The organism is Yersinia sp. Marseille-Q3913, assembly GCF_963892745.1.
GTDB lineage: Bacteria > Pseudomonadota > Gammaproteobacteria > Enterobacterales > Enterobacteriaceae > Yersinia > Yersinia bercovieri.
The window spans coordinates 33,425-50,475 of record NZ_CAWQAF010000015.1 but is presented as its reverse complement, the minus strand read 5'-3'; the positions used below and the strand labels follow the sequence as shown (position 1 = coordinate 50,475).

Below are 17,051 nucleotides of genomic sequence, written 5' to 3'. Positions count from 1 at the left end.
TCACAGCAAACCGTCCTGTCCTGAGTCCCTAACTTCCTTCACTGCTTCGCTGAGTGGCGTTGTAACGCCCTTGCCTTCAGAGGTAAGTTTCTGTGTTTCGGCTTTCAGCTTAGAAGTGGCCGCTTTGATACGATACATATCAGCCGTTAAGCGAGGTCCGTTGATGGCATCCAACTTCAATTTACTCAAACTGTTCTCTATGGATTCAATACGTCCAATGTTTCTATCCAGCGCTGATTCAGCCTTGAGCAGCTTGTCATACAGTTCTATACGCGCTTCAACAGACTCCGCTGCCGCTAAATCCTCGTGGATTTTTCGCATGGTTTTGGTCACTGATAATGCCCGCGCTCGGGTGAATATCAGTTCGTCATGAAGGTCTGAATCTGCCGCCGCCTCAAACAAATCATCTGCATTCAGATACCGCGCATAAGCGCCATGCTTTCTGGCTGCCTGATTGCCGGGAGTAAAAGCGCCAACCGGATTGGGATTACCTGCATTACCTTCTGAATGACGGTTGCCTTTGGTGAATTGCCCGTTGCCCGATCGGCCGGAGTTCGGTTTCTCGGCTGGTTCTGACTCGGGATCGCGGTCATCGTCTGTGTCCGTTGATAATTTCTGTTCTTCTTGTTGCACGTCATCACTGTTTGCGTACTGTTGCGCAGTAGCATCAGATTGCGCATTGTGCGCAGTTGTACGGGGTTTCTTTTGCGCAGACTGCGCAGTACGCGGTTTAATGTAGCGGCGTGCCGATTGGTAATTAAGTCCATGCTGTTCACACCATTGCTGAACACTGATACCGCTTTCGGCATGCGCAACCAGAAAAGCCGACTGTAATGCCACCCAATCATGTTTTGTCATGATGCGATAATGACAGGTTGCGGATCGACTGCCGGTCGTTATTGGCGCGGTCCAACAGCGTCAGCAAGGGGTCAAGCCACAGCACGGCCTGGCGGTAAGTCATTCTGCGGGGGGAAGTGGCACCAGTAGCGGTTCCGTCAGGTTGGCCGGAATGGCGCATTGCCCTGGCACGTAGACCGTCCGTATAGTCGTACATCCGTTGAGCAGTAGCATCAGGGATATACCGATCAGCGCACTCCTCAACTTTGAGGTCTTTGCGGTTTTCAATTTGCCTTTCCTCGCTTTTGGCAGAAATGGTGACGTTATAGCTACCGGCCTGCGCCGCTATCTCATTGGCGCGCTGGAACTGAAAAGCTTGTAATGCCAGGGTAGCTATTAATTCATCCAGATCACTTTGCAGTTGTGATAATTGCCCGTCCTTCTCAACCGTAGCTTTGTGGAAATAGAAAGCGGCACCGCCGAGGCACAGGATCACCACCAGCAGAACGCTGGATATCGCGATAAGGAATTTTGTGGGCATATCAAGATCCGGGCTGAAAGCCGTTTACTATGAAAAAAGCAGGGGTAATGGCCTACACCAGTGATTCAGATTTCACGTAGCGTGACCCAAACAGCTTAAAAATGGATGTTATTCGCTAATTTATAAGGGGTTTATGACATCAGACATAATTCGCGCTCGACCTCACGGCGATTAATTAACCCCTTCCAGACTTTGCCACCTGCCTTAATCCATCGGCGTAACTCATCGCACGCGCCAGAGGTATCGCCACGGTTGAGCTTTTTCAGCATGGTGGAATGGGTCATCGCTGTAATACCGACGTTGTAGCCAAATGATGCCAGAGCGGCTTTGCGGAAATCGGACATGGGAACGTTAACAATGCGGTCGATAGTGGCAAATATGGGGGCCAGATCTTGGTGTAACAAAGCATCACATTCAGCATCGCTATAACGTTTACCGGGGATAATGTCGTTACCCGTATGACCATCACACACCGTAAGCACCCCCGCGACATCACGGTAAGCAGTATATTCCCGCCCCTCTAAGCCGTCTTTGCCACCCAAAAGTACGATGGCAATCGCCATCGCGCCACCGGAGGCGACCAAACCGATCTTCTTCTTTAGCCGCGCCGAGATTGCCATCACTTTTTTCCTTGCATGATGACATAGCCCGTATGAGCCGCTTTTTCGATGGCTCGTGTTCGGCGACGTTGCCAATAGGCGTTCACTAAGAAAGTGGCTACCGCAATGATTATCCCAATAATGACGGCCCAATCATCAAGGGTTAAATCACGCAACAGACTGCGCACCCTTCCCAGCAGAGCCAACGCGGCACCAGACAAATAAGAAGCTAGGGACGTTTTTCCAAGCATTGACATATACACCTCAGCTAATGAGGGAAATAAAAAAGCCTGCTGGGCGAACCATGCAGGCTTTTGGGGGAGTCAGGACTGACCGGAACTGACCAATAAAAAACCGGAGCAGCTTTTAAGCATACTCCGGCATCTTTCGAGAATTTAGCGTATTACCTGTTGAATGTAAAATATTCGGCGAAACTCGCTCCCCCAAAATAGTGCATTAGCGCGTGTTACTCCGTTACATAACAAGTCGATAATATCGTAGGTTTTAAATCATTGACTAAACACGACGCTAGCATGGCCGTATTTTGCACACTCTCGATATTGATGTTTTCATCACAGCAGGTAAGCAAATCAAGCAATGCTGAGAGACATTCCAGTTTATCTTCATCACCTAGATTCATTGGCACCCCCCATTGTTAGTGTGATGGATATTGCGCCAATAGCACGGACGTGAGGGCAAAGATTTGTGCGTGATGACATAGCGTTGCGATCATGTTCAGATTGAATAGTATCCATACTCGTGTCCTCTGAGATTGTCCATTCCCCCCGTGTTCAGCGGGGCGGCCAGGCACTTGAACACCGCTCAGAGACGGCCTGTAACCTTAGCATTGCGCTGTTTTTCGGATTACACGCTACCCGACCATAATGCACAATAGGGTGACACAAACACCGCCTGTCTTTCGGCTGTGGTGTCCGCTCTGAGAAGGTGTGTTCAGCACCCACTGAAAGGTAATCCGCGAGCAACTTTATTGTCAATCTGGAACGGGATAGTTGACTATCACACTGTATGCTATGCAATTATTTTCTGACGTCGCTAATACGCCCTTCCGGCTGGTCATTCTTCCGTTTTCCTTCTACAATTATGTAAGATTATATCTTACATTTGGGGGAAGTATGGCCCGTACGATGACCGTCGATCTCGGGGATGAATTGCGTGACTTTATTGAGTCTCTCATTGCCTCCGGTGATTACAGAACACAAAGTGAAGTGATCCGCGAGTCGTTGCGCTTGTTACGCGAGAAACAGGCGGAATCTCAACTGCAAATCTTGCGTGACCTGATGGCGGAAGGTATCGGCAGCGGCGAGTCAGTGCTTTGGGAAAAAGATGTTTTTTTACACCGGCTACGGGCCAAGGTGCGGGGAGAACATGAAATCGATTAAGCTGACCCCGAAAGCCAATGAGGATTTGGAGGCGATTTGGTTATACAGCTATGAGCAATTTGGCCTGATGAAAGCCGATAACTATATTGGACGTCTCTCTGATATTTTTGATGTGCTGGCAACACATGATATCGGCGTGCCAAGACCTGAATTGGGTGAAAATATCTGTTCACAGCCGATAGAACAACACCTTGTCTTCTTCATTTCAACGGCGTCCGTCATTACCATCATCCGTATTCTCAACCAATCACAGGATGCCATACGACATCTTCTCTGACGTTAAACGGCGCTCCCAGCGTCATGGATAATGTGCACTTGGACCGAACCTTTTTAAGCCCATCGGAATGAAGCGAGTCAGATCACTGGACAGCGATCTTTTCTCGTTGGAACTGGTCATGTAAAACCCGACCCGCATCCGACTCTTCCTCATACAGCCAGTGTATGCATTCCTTCACCAACGGTACATAATGCGCAGCCCACTCTCCAGGCGCTATCTCAGTTCCTATGATGCCCATCGATTTATGCAGATGCCCCATGGTTGGCGGTATACGGCCACCGCCGCCGCACTCGTTACAGGTTTCGGGATGAGGACGCAGGGTTTTACCGGCACCATAGCAACGGGGGCAGACTTGCGTGATTGCCGCCTGTTGGTTGGCCCATGCCCGCAATGCGCCACGTTCTGTTTTGATTTTAGACTGAAGGGTTTTTATTTCGTCTGCCAGTAATGCGATAGTGCCATCATTAAGTGCCTGGGCTTTATCTCTTTCCAGCAATTTGATTTGCTGCTGTAGCCCATCAACGACTTTTCTGGTCATTCCAGTACGGGAGCCGTAACGTCGTAATAAAGTTGCAATTTGCTCTACCTGCGCCGGGAGATTTCTATCCAATACCATGTTCAGCGCTAACTGGCAGGCAGCAATGGCACGAGGTGGATGCGGTCGCTTATGCAGCCACACACTAATTGCGGCCCGTAAGCGTTGCTCGGCTTTGCAGTCATTGCGGTATTTGGTCATCAAAATATCAAATCCGACAGGGTGACTATGCTGGCAGGTAGCAAAAGTCCCTAATATCTGCTCTTTGGTCAGAACGGCAAGACCTCGGCCAATGTTCAGCGATTCGATGCTGACGCAGCGCGGATCGTGCATTTTGATAAGTTGTTCAATTGCAGTGCTCATTGGTCAGCCCTGTGCTTTAAATTCACAAGACTGATTCTATAGCTCATTTCATAAATCGCAATAACAATAAAATAATTGCAAAAAATGAAATTACTGTGTATTCCCATCATGCACAAAATCATCGCTGCCAACACGATGAGAACCATAAGCAACTTTATAATCAGAGTCATACTCAGCTCTTTTTTCTAAAGCTTCTTGCTCAGTATTAAATGTCTCAACAAAATGCCACGGTGAGTTGCGGAAAACTCCGTATCCGAGTACCCATCCTTTGTTATCTGGGTCTATTAAGAAATCGCTATAATTTTTCATTTAATCCCTCAGGTATTTGTCATTTGCTAAGTAAAAAACGATAGCATCTTTAGCGCTTAAGAAACTGTAGAGGACGTCTACTTTGTAACCTATGTCAGCAAGTTTTAGTAACCAAGAATTCTGATTATTATCTATATGACCCTTATTACTCTTCATCTCTATCCATAACCCTGCATATCTGCCACGCGGTAGCGCCAGAAACAAATCTGGCACGCCTTTCCTCAATCCTAGCCGCTTAGCATCCTTTGCCGCCTTTGGCCCACGTTTCCCCTCATTGGGGATATGGATCAGATAGTCCCCTATGCAGATACCATCGATAACAGTTTTATCTGCCCACGCAATAAGCGCGGCCTGTTCCTCGGTTTCCGCCTGGTGGTTAACTTTACGAACCTTGCCGTTGCGTACCTCAAGCTTGGCTTTTGTACGAACAAGATCGATAACATCAATTTGATTTATCAACTTTGCGTCTGCTTATCGTCCAATAGATAGTTATATTTCTCTGGAAGAAGAGCGAACTCCCCCCACCCCAAATCAGATAAACATAAACCTATTCCACTTCTTTTCACTGTGCCGTACATGAGAATATAGCGCCCTCGACTATCATCGTTTACATGTTTATCTTGGGCATCTTTATTTTTCTGCTTAAAATAGAAATCAGCGTAATCTTTGTTATATTCCCATGCTAATTTAGTCATTCGTACTGATGAGTCCCAAGGCCTGCTCGAACTGCTTTGTATTTTTCCAAAATATAGTCTTGGCGAATGGGTTACATCTTTCACTGTACTTATATCAACTAACAATCTATCAAGGCGTTCCGCATTATTTTCACCTGGTAGAACAAAAAATTTATAGTAATTATTGTCAAAATTTCGGCAAAAACCTGCCACAGTGGTTATTACACTTGGTAGAGAGAACGACTTACCGGTATGCCTACCGATCGCGACTTCAGATAGACCACCATCGATATCCTCAAGATGGTTTTGATCGTAAGTACCAAGTTCAGATTTTTTTATTTCAGGCCGCTCAGTCACAAATGCCTTAACGATTGCCAATTGATCATCTGAAATTGCCTTTCTGGCTTCTTCTTCGTTTAAATATTTCTTCCCTTCTGCTGGTTTAGATCGCAAAAAACAAGGTACATCACGGAATGAACGTAAGTGAGCAAAACTAGCATTTCGACCATTAGTAGTCATTTCCTTATGTTTTGGTCTTCTAGTTAGCGGCGTAAAACATTCGGGACAAAAAATGGCTTTATCCATCTCAGGTGTAAATTCACTAGGCAATACACTTTGCCCCTGAGATTTTAACGCCGGAATCGAGTGTACAGTTCTATCCCACGTTGGATGAAAATAGGCAAATTTGATTCTGAAGGTACTTTGATCTTCCATGCTCTATACCAAATAAGTTCTAATGTGAAGTAAGTCTTATCAATTATCTCTTAACCATTCAATGATAAAAATCACTATTCGGTCAGTTGAATTACACCACAATCAATAAATTTCTTAAAAGTTGAATATAAAGCTGACAACATAACCTCTTCCCTCTCTCCCGCCTCCCATTCATATGGCACCCGCCCATCAATAACATCATGGCAGCAGTTGCAGCCAAATACGGCCCAGTAGTCATCTGACTTATACCCCATGCCGTGGGTGGAACTGGGTAAATGGCACAGTACCGTTGTTTCTGGATTGCTGTTGCAGATGCCGGGGATCTGGAGCGTGCAGCATTGGCCCCGCGCTGAATCGCGCAGGGCTTTACTTCTAAATGCCGGAGATTTCATATCAATACTCCAGCAGCCGGTTAACTGCCTGTTCCATTTCATACTCGTTATCAAAATGCTGACCTAAGGTCTCATTCCAGATAACACCGGCCACCCCTTTATAAATACGGTCAAAAGCCCCCTGATCCATATTCACAAACGCGATACTCCAGCGCTGTTTCAATGTGCCACCCTCTGGGTTGGGCATCAGGTCATAGAATCCGGCTTTGATCATGACGTGGTTGAAATAAGCCATATCCGTCTTTACCGCCTCCCCATCAAACCTTTTCTGGCGCTGCCTGATTACCCTGTCTAATACTGCTTGCGCGATAGACTTGGTAACATTCTCATAGAGTTCTGGATCTCCAGCGGCACTACCCACAGCTTTAGCCACCTCATGGGCTATCCATTCCTCTGGCGCACTAACAAAGGTCCAATCCGGCACCCAATAAGAGAAACCCAACTCAAGCAGTTTCCAGAATTTACGGTGATGCTTCAGGTTGCGCCGGTCGCCAATTGGACTCATTGAGATTGGAGTGCCAACAGGCACCCCTTTCATAGTTTCCCGATCATGATCGGTGGCGTACTTAATGCCACCACCTGGTAACAGCACGCCCAGTACCTCTGTCTTTTTCTTTCTCGGGGACTTAGTTCGTGGTGCTATTGTCATGAGGCCACCCTTTCACGCTCTACGCACATTCCCGCCCTATCCTGCCTACCCCATGGTGTGAATGCGAACTGCGCCAGTTGCTCTTCCAAATTGGCGAAAGAGACATCACGGGATAGTTTATAAATCCGTGCGCCCTTGAAATTAATGCTCATTGGTCAGTCCTCGGTAATCTGATTATTTTGCAGGCCGTGGTCGGCGGTCTGCTTCAATGCCTCTTGGTATTTGCCGTCCAGAGACGCTTGTAACCTGATACTTTCATCGCGCCATGTTCTTGCTCTGTCCTCCTGATCCTGCTTAATTTTGTCTTTCAACTCGTCTAAAAAATGACGGATTTTTGTTGGTACGCCATTACCCAACTGGCCTTTGTCTGATAGCAACAATTGATATTTCTCCGCTTTAGGTTTGGGCAAGAGTCCGGTTGTTACCGCCTGTTCAATGGTGCGTTTTACTGTTTCTTTGTCCCAGCCCTCCGACACTGACCACTCAGGTGATCGGCCAGCCTGCCGTGCTGCCTGAGTCAATCGGTCATAGGCCGCAATGAAAGCCATCCGCGCCCCCACTTTGTCGCCTTCCTGCATAATGGGCTGAGCAATATTCCATGCCTGGGCAATTTCATTCGTCCAGACCACGGTGTTAGCCTCATCTTGCGCGGGTAATGCCAATGCCCACGCCTCATTTGCTGAGAGCCAATCGGGTTTACCGGCAATACTCTGGATATTGCGGATAATATCGGCAGGCTTTGGTGAGAATCGGCCTTGATCCGGATCGGTCAGCCAATGACTGAATGCCTGACGTACTGTGTCGATATCGTAGGGCAGCAACGCATTCCAATAGAGATCAAGCACGGCTTTTGATCCCTCTTTCCCGTATATCGCCAGAGTAGCTTTCATGATCTCCGCGAATTCACGTCTATCAGCGGCACCCTGCACACTTACCGCCCACCATTAATAAAATCATCAGCTACCCGTGCATTGTAGGCTTCCAGTGCTTCCTGACGACTCATGCCAGTGTTACCAGCGTACTGACTCGGTGGCCGACTACGATTCTGTAACCATTCAAATTTCAACCCCTGCCAACCGGCGGCCATGGCTTCCGATAATGCATCATCCACCGACCATCCAGCGGCAGCCGCTTTACTCAACTCCTTACCCAGCATGTTCACCACGGTCTGAGTCATTGGCGCTCGTTTTGCTTTTCGGTGTATTAGGTAGTCCTCCCAAATATCTGGACTCACCGCCGTTGGGAAAGACGAAAAATCAAATACCGAACTTTTAACCGCCTTATGCTTGCGCTTCCCTGAAGTAATCTCTGAAGTAATCTCTGAAGTAATCTCTGTATGATCGAAATGGGGAATCCCTTGCCCGCCAGTTAGGGATTCCCCTGCTGGCGGCTTGGGCTTTTCCTCGTTCGCCAATTGGGGTTTTCCCGTTTCCCGAAATGGGTTTTCCCCATTTCGGGATTTATCAATAGGTTGTGATAGCATTTCATCCAACCGATCGGCATCAATCTGATAGTAAATACGGTGTTCTAACCGCTTATTTGTTTCTTTCAAAACCCCCGCTTGCTTGAGCTTTCTACGGGCGGTAAGTTGTTCCTCGTAGGTCAATCCTGTTTCAGATTCAATCTCTTCCGTCGTTTTAAAAATGCCAAACTCTGAAGTTTCTTTGCCCGTCCAATAGAAGAACTGACAGAACAAAATGACGGCGTTGACGCTCCCAAGATATGGAACCAGGCCAGGGTAGTAGGCAATCGGTCGGCCAAATTGGTAGATGAGTTCAGATGGCGTCATAGATCCCCCTACGACTGCTTGGTATCTGAGGTGTTCTGTTGACGGGAATAAAATGCCTGAGTCACCCCAGACAAAGTCCCTTGGATAGCCATACGGCGGGCCTCCTGCCCGTCAATAGCCAGTTTTTTACCCACAATGTTGGCGATCAGTTCTACCGATTGTGTGGTGGTTGGCGTGATATTGGTCATTCGGCTGTCTCCTGTCTGATGGGCAGCTCCGGCAGCCATTCGGGTATCGGCAGCCCGGCGAGTTTTAATTCGGCATGAACATGAACCAGCATGTCCGGAGCTTCGGCAAACATCGCCAAAAATCCACGAATGGCAGCCACATTGGTTTCTACTGCGGGGTTTGACTCGAGCGCGTTGGCGGTGCTTTTTATGGCCACTGCCTCGCTTTCTGTCCATCGGGTCTTAATCTGATCTTCACGCACGATATGGAACGGTAACCCGTTCTTCCCCACTTTTTTACGCGCTAGCAATTCCCGCCGAACGTCAGAGGCTATCGCAGCCCCTGCCGTTATGGCGGCAGGTTGGTAAATTGTGGTCATTGGTCAGTCCTTAAATATCTTGGGTGATTACATGCATGGACATAAACTGTTAATCGTTTCTTTTTTAGTCCGCCACGGAGGCGCAATGTCCAGTGATAATTCCCTTAGCTATATTAGAGCCTTGGTCGATGTTGTCGCCATTACCGTGCTATCCGGTAGTGATGAACAACATAAGCTCCGCATCAAGCAAAGTCTGGATGCAATCATGAATCATCCGACACTGGAGGTTTCACCTGAGGGTCAGGAATTATTTGCTCACTTTGCTGCCCTTCTGGATGGTTCAAGCACTGAGGTTTTCCTTTCAGCACGCATAAGCCAAGAAGATCTAGATCCTGAAAAGTCACACTCTTCCCCTCATTTGCGTTTATTGAGAGGGGGCAAAGAGGAGTAGCAGTTTTTTGTGTCTTACGTTTAGCTCTCCAGCTAGCGAGCCAACGCTTTGGGCTAATAGTCATTGGTCAGTCCTCTATCTTTACTGATGAGCTGGCTTGGTCAGAACCAGACTGAGATTTTCCGGATTACGACCATAGTCGGCGGGGTTATAGGTGTATGGGATGCAGGAAGATAGATGGCACAGCAAGGCAACCTTTTCAGGTAGCCCGCGTTTACGGTAGGTTTTGATAGCTTCATAGGAGCACTCGAAGTTAATGAACAGTTGGTTCTTAAGCTGTTAATAGGTTTCGTTTACTCAAATCCAACAAATCCGTAGCTGGGTACTTACCGCCTGAAATTTTCTCTATCGTGTACGCGTATGTTGTTTTACCGAAAAATTCAGTCTTGGGTAAAAATCCGTTTTTGAGCCATTTATAAACGGCCCTTTCACTGACACCGCAAGCCTTAGCTACTTCGGGAATCCCTACGCCTTTGATCGCTACTTCCAAAGTTTCCATGGGAGCTCCTTTTTTTCGTACTTTAAGTTCGCATTATGATTGAACTGAAAGTTTTTGCAAGTGGTTTACTATCGTACTCATGGTTCAAGATAATAAAGTGCGTAAAGAATTCTCGGAAAGGCTTGCACTGGCCTGTAAAAATTTCGGGTTAAGCCTTCATGGCCGAGGTGCTGCCTTAGCTAGGGCTACAGGTGTTACATCAAAAGCCGTGAGTAAGTGGCTTAATGGTGAGTCTATGCCGCGACCAGAGATGATGAGTAAGCTCGCAGCATATTTATCAGTTGATATTGTTTGGCTTCAGCATGGTCAAGGTGAGGGGCCAGTTCTGGGAGAGAAGAAAGCTGCAAGAGATATTGGTAGGAGTTATGAATATCCACTTTATACGGATATTCAGGCAGGGTCGTTTTCAGATGTAGAGACATACACTAAACGTGATGCAAAGGAATGGATTTGTACCACGAAGAAGGCTAGCGATTCGGCGTTCTGGCTTGAGGTGTCCGGTCATTCTATGACTGCTCCATCAGGTAGTAAGCCTAGTTTTCCAGAGGGAATGCTGATCTTGGTTGACCCTGCTGAAGAGGTTGAACCAGGTGATTACTGCGTTGCCGGTATTTATGGTGATTCAGAAGTGACATTCAAGAAGTTCGTTTGGGAGGATGGCAAGCCTTGGCTAGAGCCTCTAAACCCTAACCCTCGTTACCAAAGTATTGAGTGCAATGAAAACTGCCGGATCATTGGCAAAGTAGTTAAGGCACAATGGCCCGAAGAGACATTCAGCTAACCCACTGCTAGCCCATAGAGGGGTGGGTAAACAAATACAGCGAATCTGGCAAAGACCGGAGCGCATTCTTACTTCAGGGGAAGGAAAGGAAAAAATAATGGCAGAGGAAGAGAAGGAAGTTGCTGTTCAAACGAAACCTAAGGATATTACACTTCGTGCGTTTGAAATTAAGAATCCCCATATTTCTAAAGCATCTAGTGATGCCAAATCCATACTCGTATCAAGACTAGTTGAGGTGAAAGTAGCGAAAGATCGTTGCATGATTCTCAATAATGATGACCCTAATAAAGAGAGAGACCTTATTTCGTATTTTAAGGACTCACCAGCAAGTAAATCAATCTTTTGTACAATGTTGCGAATAAGCTCTGAGAACGATGTTCAGCACATCACAGACACCTTATTTGAAAAAGAAACTTTCACTATGGATGATATCGAAACCGCCCATATTGATACTTCTGCTATATGCAAAAATCATTATTACTTTGCTCTAAATGATGATTTTGTTGTAACCAATCTTGCTTTAAATAAAACAATCATACGGTTACAGACATATCTAAGTTGGTTTACAAATAACGAATTGCTCGAGTTTACCCCTTTAATATCACCAAAAGATAAAACAAAATTAAGTGACCTTAAAAGTATCATTGTTAGAGATCCAGAACCGTTAGCTCCATCTGTTCCTGTAGCTGACGTAGATAGTGAGCAGCAGCCAATCAATAACCTACCTGCAACTACAGAGGCTTACAAGACTATAAGGTTAGGGAAAAAAGTTATTGAAATAATTAAAAATACAATATCAGAAGCAAGTACGCTCGATGATATAACACTCAGTCAAATGATATCTGCCGAACTTTTGATAAAATTCAAAAAACCTCGGAAGATGTCTGAGGATGACTATAAAAAAATCTTGGGAGCATACTTAAAACCCGTAAGTGATTTAGACAATGTCACATTCAAAAGGAAAGACAACAAAACCGAAGTGAAAGGTAAGGATCTTCTTTTGACTAAAAGTGTTAAAATTGAAACCACTCAATCAGGTAAAATCGTAGAGCAACAATTGCTTCAAGAGATGAGCAGATTCCTGATAGAATTAGGTAATGAAAAAAATCGCACTTAGCTCGTTCATCATACTGGTGATAACCATTCTCACCAGTTCAATCTGGAATGTTCGCCCGGATGCATTTTTTTCGTCCACAATTTTCACTATTGCTGGCATTATGTTTTCAGTAGGTATTGGGCTGATCGTTACTTTTAACCCTAATGGGATTAAAAATAAAGGCTACCTGAAAGAGTTAAGGGCAAGCATCATGCATGTCCGAAACTCATTTCTCATTCACTTTGGCCTGCTAACAGTATATTACATACTAAATCAATATCTTACTGATGCAAAATATGAGATTCATACTCACTATCTAGTTGAATTAACCTTTAGTTTTCCTATTTTTTTATGCTTGTTAATGCTCTATTCATCAATCTTTTTTGTCGTCAACTTCATTGAAATTCAGAAGCTAAACAATGATATTTTCGATGCAATTAATAAAGAGCAAGCCTAACCCGGCCCCGCTGCCGGGCTTTTTGTGCCTGTAATCTGACAATCTCACCACCCTACCCGCGTTAAACACTACTCACCTCACACTTTTCACGTCTGATGGCTGGGTGCGAAGTGTCATATCTGAATTTTTTTTAAATTTAATTCACTTTAAATTCAATAAATTAAACCACAAGTACACAATCACACTCTTACATTGTACTTATGGTTCTTGATTTAAATGCACTATTAGTACAATATCAATTTCAGCAACACGGCAGGAAGCCAAAAGCATGACAGGAAGTGAACAACTCAATCGAGCGCTGAAAAGTGCAAATAACCAAACGAGATAGGTTTGGGTGTGGTGAATGCGCAGACTGACGTGCACACGAATGTAACTGGTCCCCAGTCTTTCCGAGGTCGTGGGCGTGCAACATGAGATTCATTTCGTGGCGTACCCAACATGCCGGATATCAGCACCGGCCACCACACTACCAAAGCTATCTAGGAGAACAACATGATTAAGCCGCACACTATCAAAGAAAATACACGCAGCCGTCGTGATGCATATCGCAGAGCAAAGCAGCAAGCATGGGTCAGCGCTAACCCTCTATCAGTTGGTCGCAAGTATCAGGTTAACACTCAATCAGTCTCACTGGTTAGACGCGCTGGTTACTCACCCGCCCCACTGAGGATGATTGCCAGAAAAGCCTTTGGTCGCGTTAAGGCGTACAAGATGCATATTCTCCGCGCTTCGTATCTTTTCGAATATGAGTTCAAACGCAAGCCGATAACCGATGGCGCGACGTGTTTGCCAGAAGTGGCTATATTTTCAGTGAGGAGTAAAAAAACAGCAACGCTAACAGCAAGGGGTTAGTTTCCAATAAGGAGTATTGCCATTGAAAAGCCCTATGACATTCACCGTAGTGAGGGTTAATAAGTTTGGTGCCATACCAGCTGTTGAAATCACCTGTTACGATGAAAAAACCAAACAATCCACGGAGTGCTTATTTCTTCAGGTGCCAGATAAAAAGGCAATAATCTTGGGTGCTGAATATTTTCACCCATTACTAAAAGCAGAATTGACTATCATCGCTGATGAAGCGATAGCGGCAGGTAAAAGTAAATTCCAGATAGAGCAAGAGCTTGCCATATCACAAATGGAAAGCAGTAGAAAAAGGCAGCTTAGCCGGTCTAAGCAATTCAGGGATACGATAGCTGCATGGTCACAAGAGTTGTCGGCACTCAATGAGGCAGTAAGGAATGGTTTGGATATACCAACAGTGCGTTCAAGAATATCCAGTTTGGTTTTAGCAATGGAAAAGTACAACCCGAAAAAGTAATCGGGAATCATCTAAACGAACCTCGCTAATGCGCTGAGAAATCCCCACTAAATCAGTACTAATAAACCAACACCATACTTCGGTAGGTTTGGCGAGGTGATTAAGAACAGCATTCGGTGCTGATGAAGGTACAGCGGTGATAGACAAATGGAATAACAGCATGAAACGAATAGCAATGATCTACGCAGAAAACGACACGATCGGCGATGGAAGGTTCACGCCATTACTAGCACAAGCGCTTCATCGTTATGCGGACATGATCCAAAACCAAGAAGCCGGGCATTCATCAGCTGAAGTTTTTCAGGATGATAACGGAACTCGACTGACCATTGCAGGCGTAGCATGGGACGGTGATTATCTTCCCTCGTCTCTACCGCCTGGGTATTAAATCCTTACAACCTTACTCTTAATGACCAGTCTTCCATCCTCAAGATCATAAGAAATATCAAGTGCCTCTTCGTCATCCAAAGCAGCCGAGATCTCCGATAACTCTATTCTTCTGTTGGAGAACTCATTAAATAGTAAATTCTCAGCTCTACGGCTGACATGTACCTTCTTGCAAACCGCGCATTGATAGCGATGAACGTTTCCATGATCATCAGAAAGATAAGTTACTGGTGACTCACATAGCGGACAAACACCTTCGAACGGACCTTTCATAGTTTAAATCCTTACTTGTTGTGGTGACAGCAAGGATAGCACGCGCCGGGCGTGGGTAAATATCCCGGCATAAACCAACCGAGGACTGACCAATGACTACAACATCTCGTCAAAAGCGTATGGCAAAAAAACGCAATGCCCATATCCAGGCATTGGCTAAGCGTGAAAGTAACCGCGTTGAAAAAGCAGTGTTAGTTTTGGTGCGGTGTAAACCGATGCCAGATTTGCCAGCCGTACCAAGTAAGCCCCGCATCTCAGCAGATCCAGAGAAACGGATTGCAGCCGTTGCCCGCCAGAAGATACGCGGTTGCAGTCAATTACCGCGTGGTGTGCGTTAGCCATTCATTAGCAAGAAAGCAAAATAAACCCTCGGAGCTACAGCTTAGGCTGTGGCTCTTTTTTTTACCTAAAAGGAACCAATATGAGCAATTTACCAGCAATTAGTATGAAGCAGATTGAATCTTCCCAGATCCACAGCATCGGCCATGACCCAGTTAGCAACACTCTGGCGATTCGTTTTAAGTCGAAGGGTGAACCGGCAGCCCTGTATCACTACCAGAATGTGTCCGCTGATGATTACGCGGCATTCTCCGGTGCTGAATCAATTGGCTCCCACTTCTACCGCTACATCAAGCCAGATACTGATCGTTATCCATTCCAGCGTATTAATGAAAAGAAAGACGACGACTAATCAACACTCTTTCACCATGCGCCTAATCAGTATGACCGCATGAGTAAGACCATTGAGGAAAACATATTGGATACCTCTAAAATTAAGACCCCGACCAATCCAAGTCGAACAGCGACCGCCCGAGTAAAAAATCCTCTTCCGGCCCCTACAGAGTGCCATTTTTGCTCTGGTAACGTTCAAATCGCCACACATCAAGACGTTTATGGCCGCGACTACAGCGACTGGCCTTATGTCTATTTATGCCAAGGTTGTGGCGCGTATGTAGGATTGCACCCATTCACGGCAATTCCTTTAGGGACATTGGCTGACAAAGCCACCCGGCAAGCCAGAAAGGAGTGCAAAAACCCATTTGAGTGTATTTGGCAATCAAGGCTTATGTCCCGCTCTCAGGCATATGGATGGTTAGCTGAAAAAATGGGGATCACCGCAGAGAAATGCCACTTTGGTTGGTTTGACATTAAACAGTGCCAACAAGCGAAACAGATATGTGAAGACTATCTCTCAACCTGATAAGCGAGGTGCATCGTGAATGAATACAACTATCAGCGAATGGTTGAGCAATCGCTGGAACAATATGACCGCCTATTGATTTCGGATCCTGATGAGCAAGAGGAGTTAGGAAAGCGGATTGAGTTTTTACGCCGCCACTCAAAAATGCTCAATGCTTTTAAATCTGCTGTCAAAAACAGCTGCTTTATTGCAGGTGCCAGTACCCATTATCTTGCGGCACTTACCGAAACAACTGCCATGGAACTCTATCTGGATGAGGTTCAGGAGGAAATATTTCTCCGTGTTGCCAAGGCAGAAAGAGCCATGGAGTTAGATGCAACACAAACCACCTTCATAGACTAGAAATAATAACCACAAAAATTATTTGATGGCCTCATTAATAATAACTGATCTGCAATTAGTAAGGAATTCATTCCTTGTCGCTATTGGATCTACTTTAATTTTCGCCCCCAATTCTGGTTTAGTCTTCGCATAATTTAATACCGACTTTAAATAGTAATAGGCCGATTTATTAAATTCAGCATCAACTGATTTTCCTGTTTTTTTATCGAAATCATCCCAAACGCTGACGCCTGTGGCGATAGCAATCTCGTCTGATTTTTCTTCGCTAAAATAGGCGTTTAGCGTTTGAAAAGCAGCAAGGCAGTTTGTATCTAATACCGTTAGCGTCTTATACCAAGATGCCTCTAATTCTTTGCCTTCACATCCAGTCAGACGATACTCACTTTTCTCATTCTTAGAAAGATCTGAACTCACATAGATCGTTTTGTGTTGAGTATAAGCAAAAGGAATGAAATCAGTTAATTGACTATTTTCCCCTGTAATACGGACCTCACCACAAACAAACGTTTCGCCGGTAGAGTTGGTGACTTCAGTGATTGACCGATATTCCACTGTTTTCGGGTTCTGCATACCTTCACGCATGACCTTTTCCATCGCTGGAATATCGACAGCAAACGCTGATGGAATGCTAAGAATGACTGCCAATAAAGCTGCAAGTTGTCTTTTCATACTATCCATCT

31 protein-coding genes are annotated in these 17,051 nt (G+C 45.6%); 13 read left to right on the top strand and 18 right to left on the bottom strand.

What is annotated here, in order from left to right; all coding sequences use genetic code 11:
- The 4 genes from AACW11_RS08320 to AACW11_RS08305 all read right to left on the bottom strand — a co-directional run bounded on the left by AACW11_RS08320 (position 1) and on the right by AACW11_RS08305 (position 2,228).
- Positions 1-858 carry a terminase gene (locus AACW11_RS08320; protein WP_212586434.1) on the bottom strand — a complete coding sequence of 286 codons (858 nt, stop codon included), beginning with the start codon at positions 856-858 and terminating at the stop codon, positions 1-3.
- On the bottom strand, positions 845-1,378 hold the full coding sequence (locus AACW11_RS08315; RefSeq protein ID WP_212586433.1) for a DUF2570 domain-containing protein: 534 nt from the start codon (positions 1,376-1,378) through the stop codon (positions 845-847). Before AACW11_RS08315 ends, AACW11_RS08320 begins: the two co-directional genes overlap by 14 nt.
- A 131-nt stretch (positions 1,379-1,509) precedes the next feature.
- Positions 1,510-1,998 carry a lysozyme gene (locus AACW11_RS08310; RefSeq protein ID WP_212586432.1) on the bottom strand — a complete coding sequence of 163 codons (489 nt, stop codon included), beginning with the start codon at positions 1,996-1,998 and terminating at the stop codon, positions 1,510-1,512.
- Positions 1,998-2,228, bottom strand: coding sequence for a phage holin (locus AACW11_RS08305; protein ID WP_212586431.1), 231 nt, complete (start codon positions 2,226-2,228; stop codon positions 1,998-2,000). The genes AACW11_RS08310 and AACW11_RS08305 overlap by 1 nt, the downstream gene beginning before the upstream one ends.
- Positions 2,229-3,110: 882 nt before the next feature.
- Between AACW11_RS08305 and AACW11_RS08300 the strand changes: the two genes are divergently transcribed.
- Entirely contained in the window at positions 3,111-3,377 is a 267-nt protein-coding gene (locus tag AACW11_RS08300) for a type II toxin-antitoxin system ParD family antitoxin (RefSeq protein WP_145500061.1), read from the top strand.
- The gene (locus AACW11_RS08295) at positions 3,364-3,654 is read left to right on the top strand and encodes a type II toxin-antitoxin system RelE/ParE family toxin (RefSeq protein ID WP_145500063.1); all 291 of its coding nucleotides are present in this window, start codon (positions 3,364-3,366) and stop codon (positions 3,652-3,654) included. The genes AACW11_RS08300 and AACW11_RS08295 overlap by 14 nt, the downstream gene beginning before the upstream one ends.
- Positions 3,655-3,736: 82 nt before the next feature.
- On the opposite strand, the gene AACW11_RS08290 is transcribed toward AACW11_RS08295, so the two are convergent.
- From AACW11_RS08290 to AACW11_RS08240, 11 genes are all read right to left on the bottom strand, one after another.
- Complete coding sequence (locus AACW11_RS08290) at positions 3,737-4,552, bottom strand: TIGR02642 family protein (protein WP_212586430.1); 816 nt, start codon at positions 4,550-4,552, stop codon at positions 3,737-3,739.
- Positions 4,553-4,642: 90 nt separating this feature from the next.
- Positions 4,643-4,861 carry a hypothetical protein gene (locus AACW11_RS08285; protein ID WP_212586429.1) on the bottom strand — a complete coding sequence of 73 codons (219 nt, stop codon included), beginning with the start codon at positions 4,859-4,861 and terminating at the stop codon, positions 4,643-4,645.
- A complete protein-coding gene (locus AACW11_RS08280; protein ID WP_212586428.1) occupies positions 4,862-5,320 on the bottom strand; it encodes a VRR-NUC domain-containing protein in 459 nt (152 codons plus the stop codon).
- Complete coding sequence (locus tag AACW11_RS08275; RefSeq protein ID WP_212586427.1) at positions 5,317-6,249, bottom strand: hypothetical protein; 933 nt, start codon at positions 6,247-6,249, stop codon at positions 5,317-5,319. The genes AACW11_RS08280 and AACW11_RS08275 overlap by 4 nt, the downstream gene beginning before the upstream one ends.
- Before the next feature lie 74 nt (positions 6,250-6,323).
- Positions 6,324-6,641 (bottom strand): DUF1364 domain-containing protein, encoded by a 318-nt coding sequence (locus tag AACW11_RS08270; RefSeq protein WP_212586426.1) that lies wholly within the window; start codon positions 6,639-6,641, stop codon positions 6,324-6,326.
- A gap of 1 nt (position 6,642) precedes the next feature.
- Positions 6,643-7,290 carry a DUF1367 family protein gene (locus tag AACW11_RS08265; RefSeq protein WP_212586425.1) on the bottom strand — a complete coding sequence of 216 codons (648 nt, stop codon included), beginning with the start codon at positions 7,288-7,290 and terminating at the stop codon, positions 6,643-6,645.
- Complete coding sequence (locus AACW11_RS08260) at positions 7,287-7,442, bottom strand: hypothetical protein (protein ID WP_212586424.1); 156 nt, start codon at positions 7,440-7,442, stop codon at positions 7,287-7,289. Before AACW11_RS08260 ends, AACW11_RS08265 begins: the two co-directional genes overlap by 4 nt.
- A gap of 3 nt (positions 7,443-7,445) precedes the next feature.
- Complete coding sequence (locus AACW11_RS08255; protein ID WP_212586423.1) at positions 7,446-8,180, bottom strand: hypothetical protein; 735 nt, start codon at positions 8,178-8,180, stop codon at positions 7,446-7,448.
- Between the two features lie 41 nt (positions 8,181-8,221).
- The gene (locus tag AACW11_RS08250; protein ID WP_212586422.1) at positions 8,222-9,079 is read right to left on the bottom strand and encodes a hypothetical protein; all 858 of its coding nucleotides are present in this window, start codon (positions 9,077-9,079) and stop codon (positions 8,222-8,224) included.
- Positions 9,080-9,087: 8 nt separating this feature from the next.
- On the bottom strand, positions 9,088-9,267 hold the full coding sequence (locus AACW11_RS08245) for a hypothetical protein (RefSeq protein WP_212586421.1): 180 nt from the start codon (positions 9,265-9,267) through the stop codon (positions 9,088-9,090).
- On the bottom strand, positions 9,264-9,626 hold the full coding sequence (locus AACW11_RS08240) for a hypothetical protein (RefSeq protein ID WP_212586420.1): 363 nt from the start codon (positions 9,624-9,626) through the stop codon (positions 9,264-9,266). Before AACW11_RS08240 ends, AACW11_RS08245 begins: the two co-directional genes overlap by 4 nt.
- Before the next feature lie 85 nt (positions 9,627-9,711).
- On the opposite strand from AACW11_RS08240, the gene AACW11_RS08235 reads away from it, so the two are divergent.
- Positions 9,712-10,017, top strand: coding sequence for a hypothetical protein (locus AACW11_RS08235; RefSeq protein ID WP_212586419.1), 306 nt, complete (start codon positions 9,712-9,714; stop codon positions 10,015-10,017).
- 271 nt (positions 10,018-10,288) lie between these two features.
- Here AACW11_RS08235 and AACW11_RS08230 read toward each other — a convergent pair whose 3' ends face one another.
- On the bottom strand, positions 10,289-10,516 hold the full coding sequence (locus tag AACW11_RS08230) for a helix-turn-helix domain-containing protein (protein WP_145500082.1): 228 nt from the start codon (positions 10,514-10,516) through the stop codon (positions 10,289-10,291).
- Between the two features lie 79 nt (positions 10,517-10,595).
- On the opposite strand from AACW11_RS08230, the gene AACW11_RS08225 reads away from it, so the two are divergent.
- From AACW11_RS08225 to AACW11_RS08200, 6 genes are all read left to right on the top strand, one after another.
- The gene (locus tag AACW11_RS08225) at positions 10,596-11,297 is read left to right on the top strand and encodes a S24 family peptidase (protein ID WP_145500084.1); all 702 of its coding nucleotides are present in this window, start codon (positions 10,596-10,598) and stop codon (positions 11,295-11,297) included.
- A gap of 97 nt (positions 11,298-11,394) precedes the next feature.
- The gene (locus AACW11_RS08220; protein ID WP_249192909.1) at positions 11,395-12,414 is read left to right on the top strand and encodes a hypothetical protein; all 1,020 of its coding nucleotides are present in this window, start codon (positions 11,395-11,397) and stop codon (positions 12,412-12,414) included.
- Positions 12,395-12,850: a hypothetical protein gene (locus AACW11_RS08215; RefSeq protein WP_212586418.1), complete on the top strand. Its 456-nt coding sequence runs from the start codon at positions 12,395-12,397 to the stop codon at positions 12,848-12,850. Before AACW11_RS08220 ends, AACW11_RS08215 begins: the two co-directional genes overlap by 20 nt.
- Before the next feature lie 492 nt (positions 12,851-13,342).
- Positions 13,343-13,702: a hypothetical protein gene (locus AACW11_RS08210; RefSeq protein WP_212586417.1), complete on the top strand. Its 360-nt coding sequence runs from the start codon at positions 13,343-13,345 to the stop codon at positions 13,700-13,702.
- A 22-nt stretch (positions 13,703-13,724) separates the two neighbouring features.
- On the top strand, positions 13,725-14,168 hold the full coding sequence (locus AACW11_RS08205) for a hypothetical protein (RefSeq protein ID WP_212586416.1): 444 nt from the start codon (positions 13,725-13,727) through the stop codon (positions 14,166-14,168).
- A gap of 160 nt (positions 14,169-14,328) precedes the next feature.
- Complete coding sequence (locus AACW11_RS08200; protein ID WP_145500098.1) at positions 14,329-14,556, top strand: hypothetical protein; 228 nt, start codon at positions 14,329-14,331, stop codon at positions 14,554-14,556.
- Here the strand turns inward: AACW11_RS08200 and AACW11_RS08195 are convergent.
- Positions 14,553-14,828: a hypothetical protein gene (locus tag AACW11_RS08195; RefSeq protein WP_145500100.1), complete on the bottom strand. Its 276-nt coding sequence runs from the start codon at positions 14,826-14,828 to the stop codon at positions 14,553-14,555. The genes AACW11_RS08200 and AACW11_RS08195 overlap by 4 nt on opposite strands.
- Positions 14,829-14,920: 92 nt before the next feature.
- On the opposite strand from AACW11_RS08195, the gene AACW11_RS08190 reads away from it, so the two are divergent.
- The 4 genes from AACW11_RS08190 to AACW11_RS08175 all read left to right on the top strand — a co-directional run bounded on the left by AACW11_RS08190 (position 14,921) and on the right by AACW11_RS08175 (position 16,371).
- Positions 14,921-15,166: a hypothetical protein gene (locus tag AACW11_RS08190; protein WP_212586415.1), complete on the top strand. Its 246-nt coding sequence runs from the start codon at positions 14,921-14,923 to the stop codon at positions 15,164-15,166.
- An 83-nt stretch (positions 15,167-15,249) separates the two neighbouring features.
- Complete coding sequence (locus AACW11_RS08185) at positions 15,250-15,519, top strand: KTSC domain-containing protein (protein WP_212586414.1); 270 nt, start codon at positions 15,250-15,252, stop codon at positions 15,517-15,519.
- A gap of 39 nt (positions 15,520-15,558) precedes the next feature.
- Positions 15,559-16,029, top strand: a complete 471-nt coding sequence (locus tag AACW11_RS08180; RefSeq protein ID WP_212586413.1) for a zinc-finger-containing protein — start codon at positions 15,559-15,561, stop codon at positions 16,027-16,029.
- A 15-nt stretch (positions 16,030-16,044) separates the two neighbouring features.
- Positions 16,045-16,371 (top strand): hypothetical protein, encoded by a 327-nt coding sequence (locus tag AACW11_RS08175; RefSeq protein WP_145500197.1) that lies wholly within the window; start codon positions 16,045-16,047, stop codon positions 16,369-16,371.
- Positions 16,372-16,389: 18 nt separating this feature from the next.
- On the opposite strand, the gene AACW11_RS08170 is transcribed toward AACW11_RS08175, so the two are convergent.
- The gene (locus AACW11_RS08170) at positions 16,390-17,040 is read right to left on the bottom strand and encodes a hypothetical protein (RefSeq protein ID WP_145500194.1); all 651 of its coding nucleotides are present in this window, start codon (positions 17,038-17,040) and stop codon (positions 16,390-16,392) included.
- Positions 17,041-17,051: the final 11 nt, after the last annotated feature.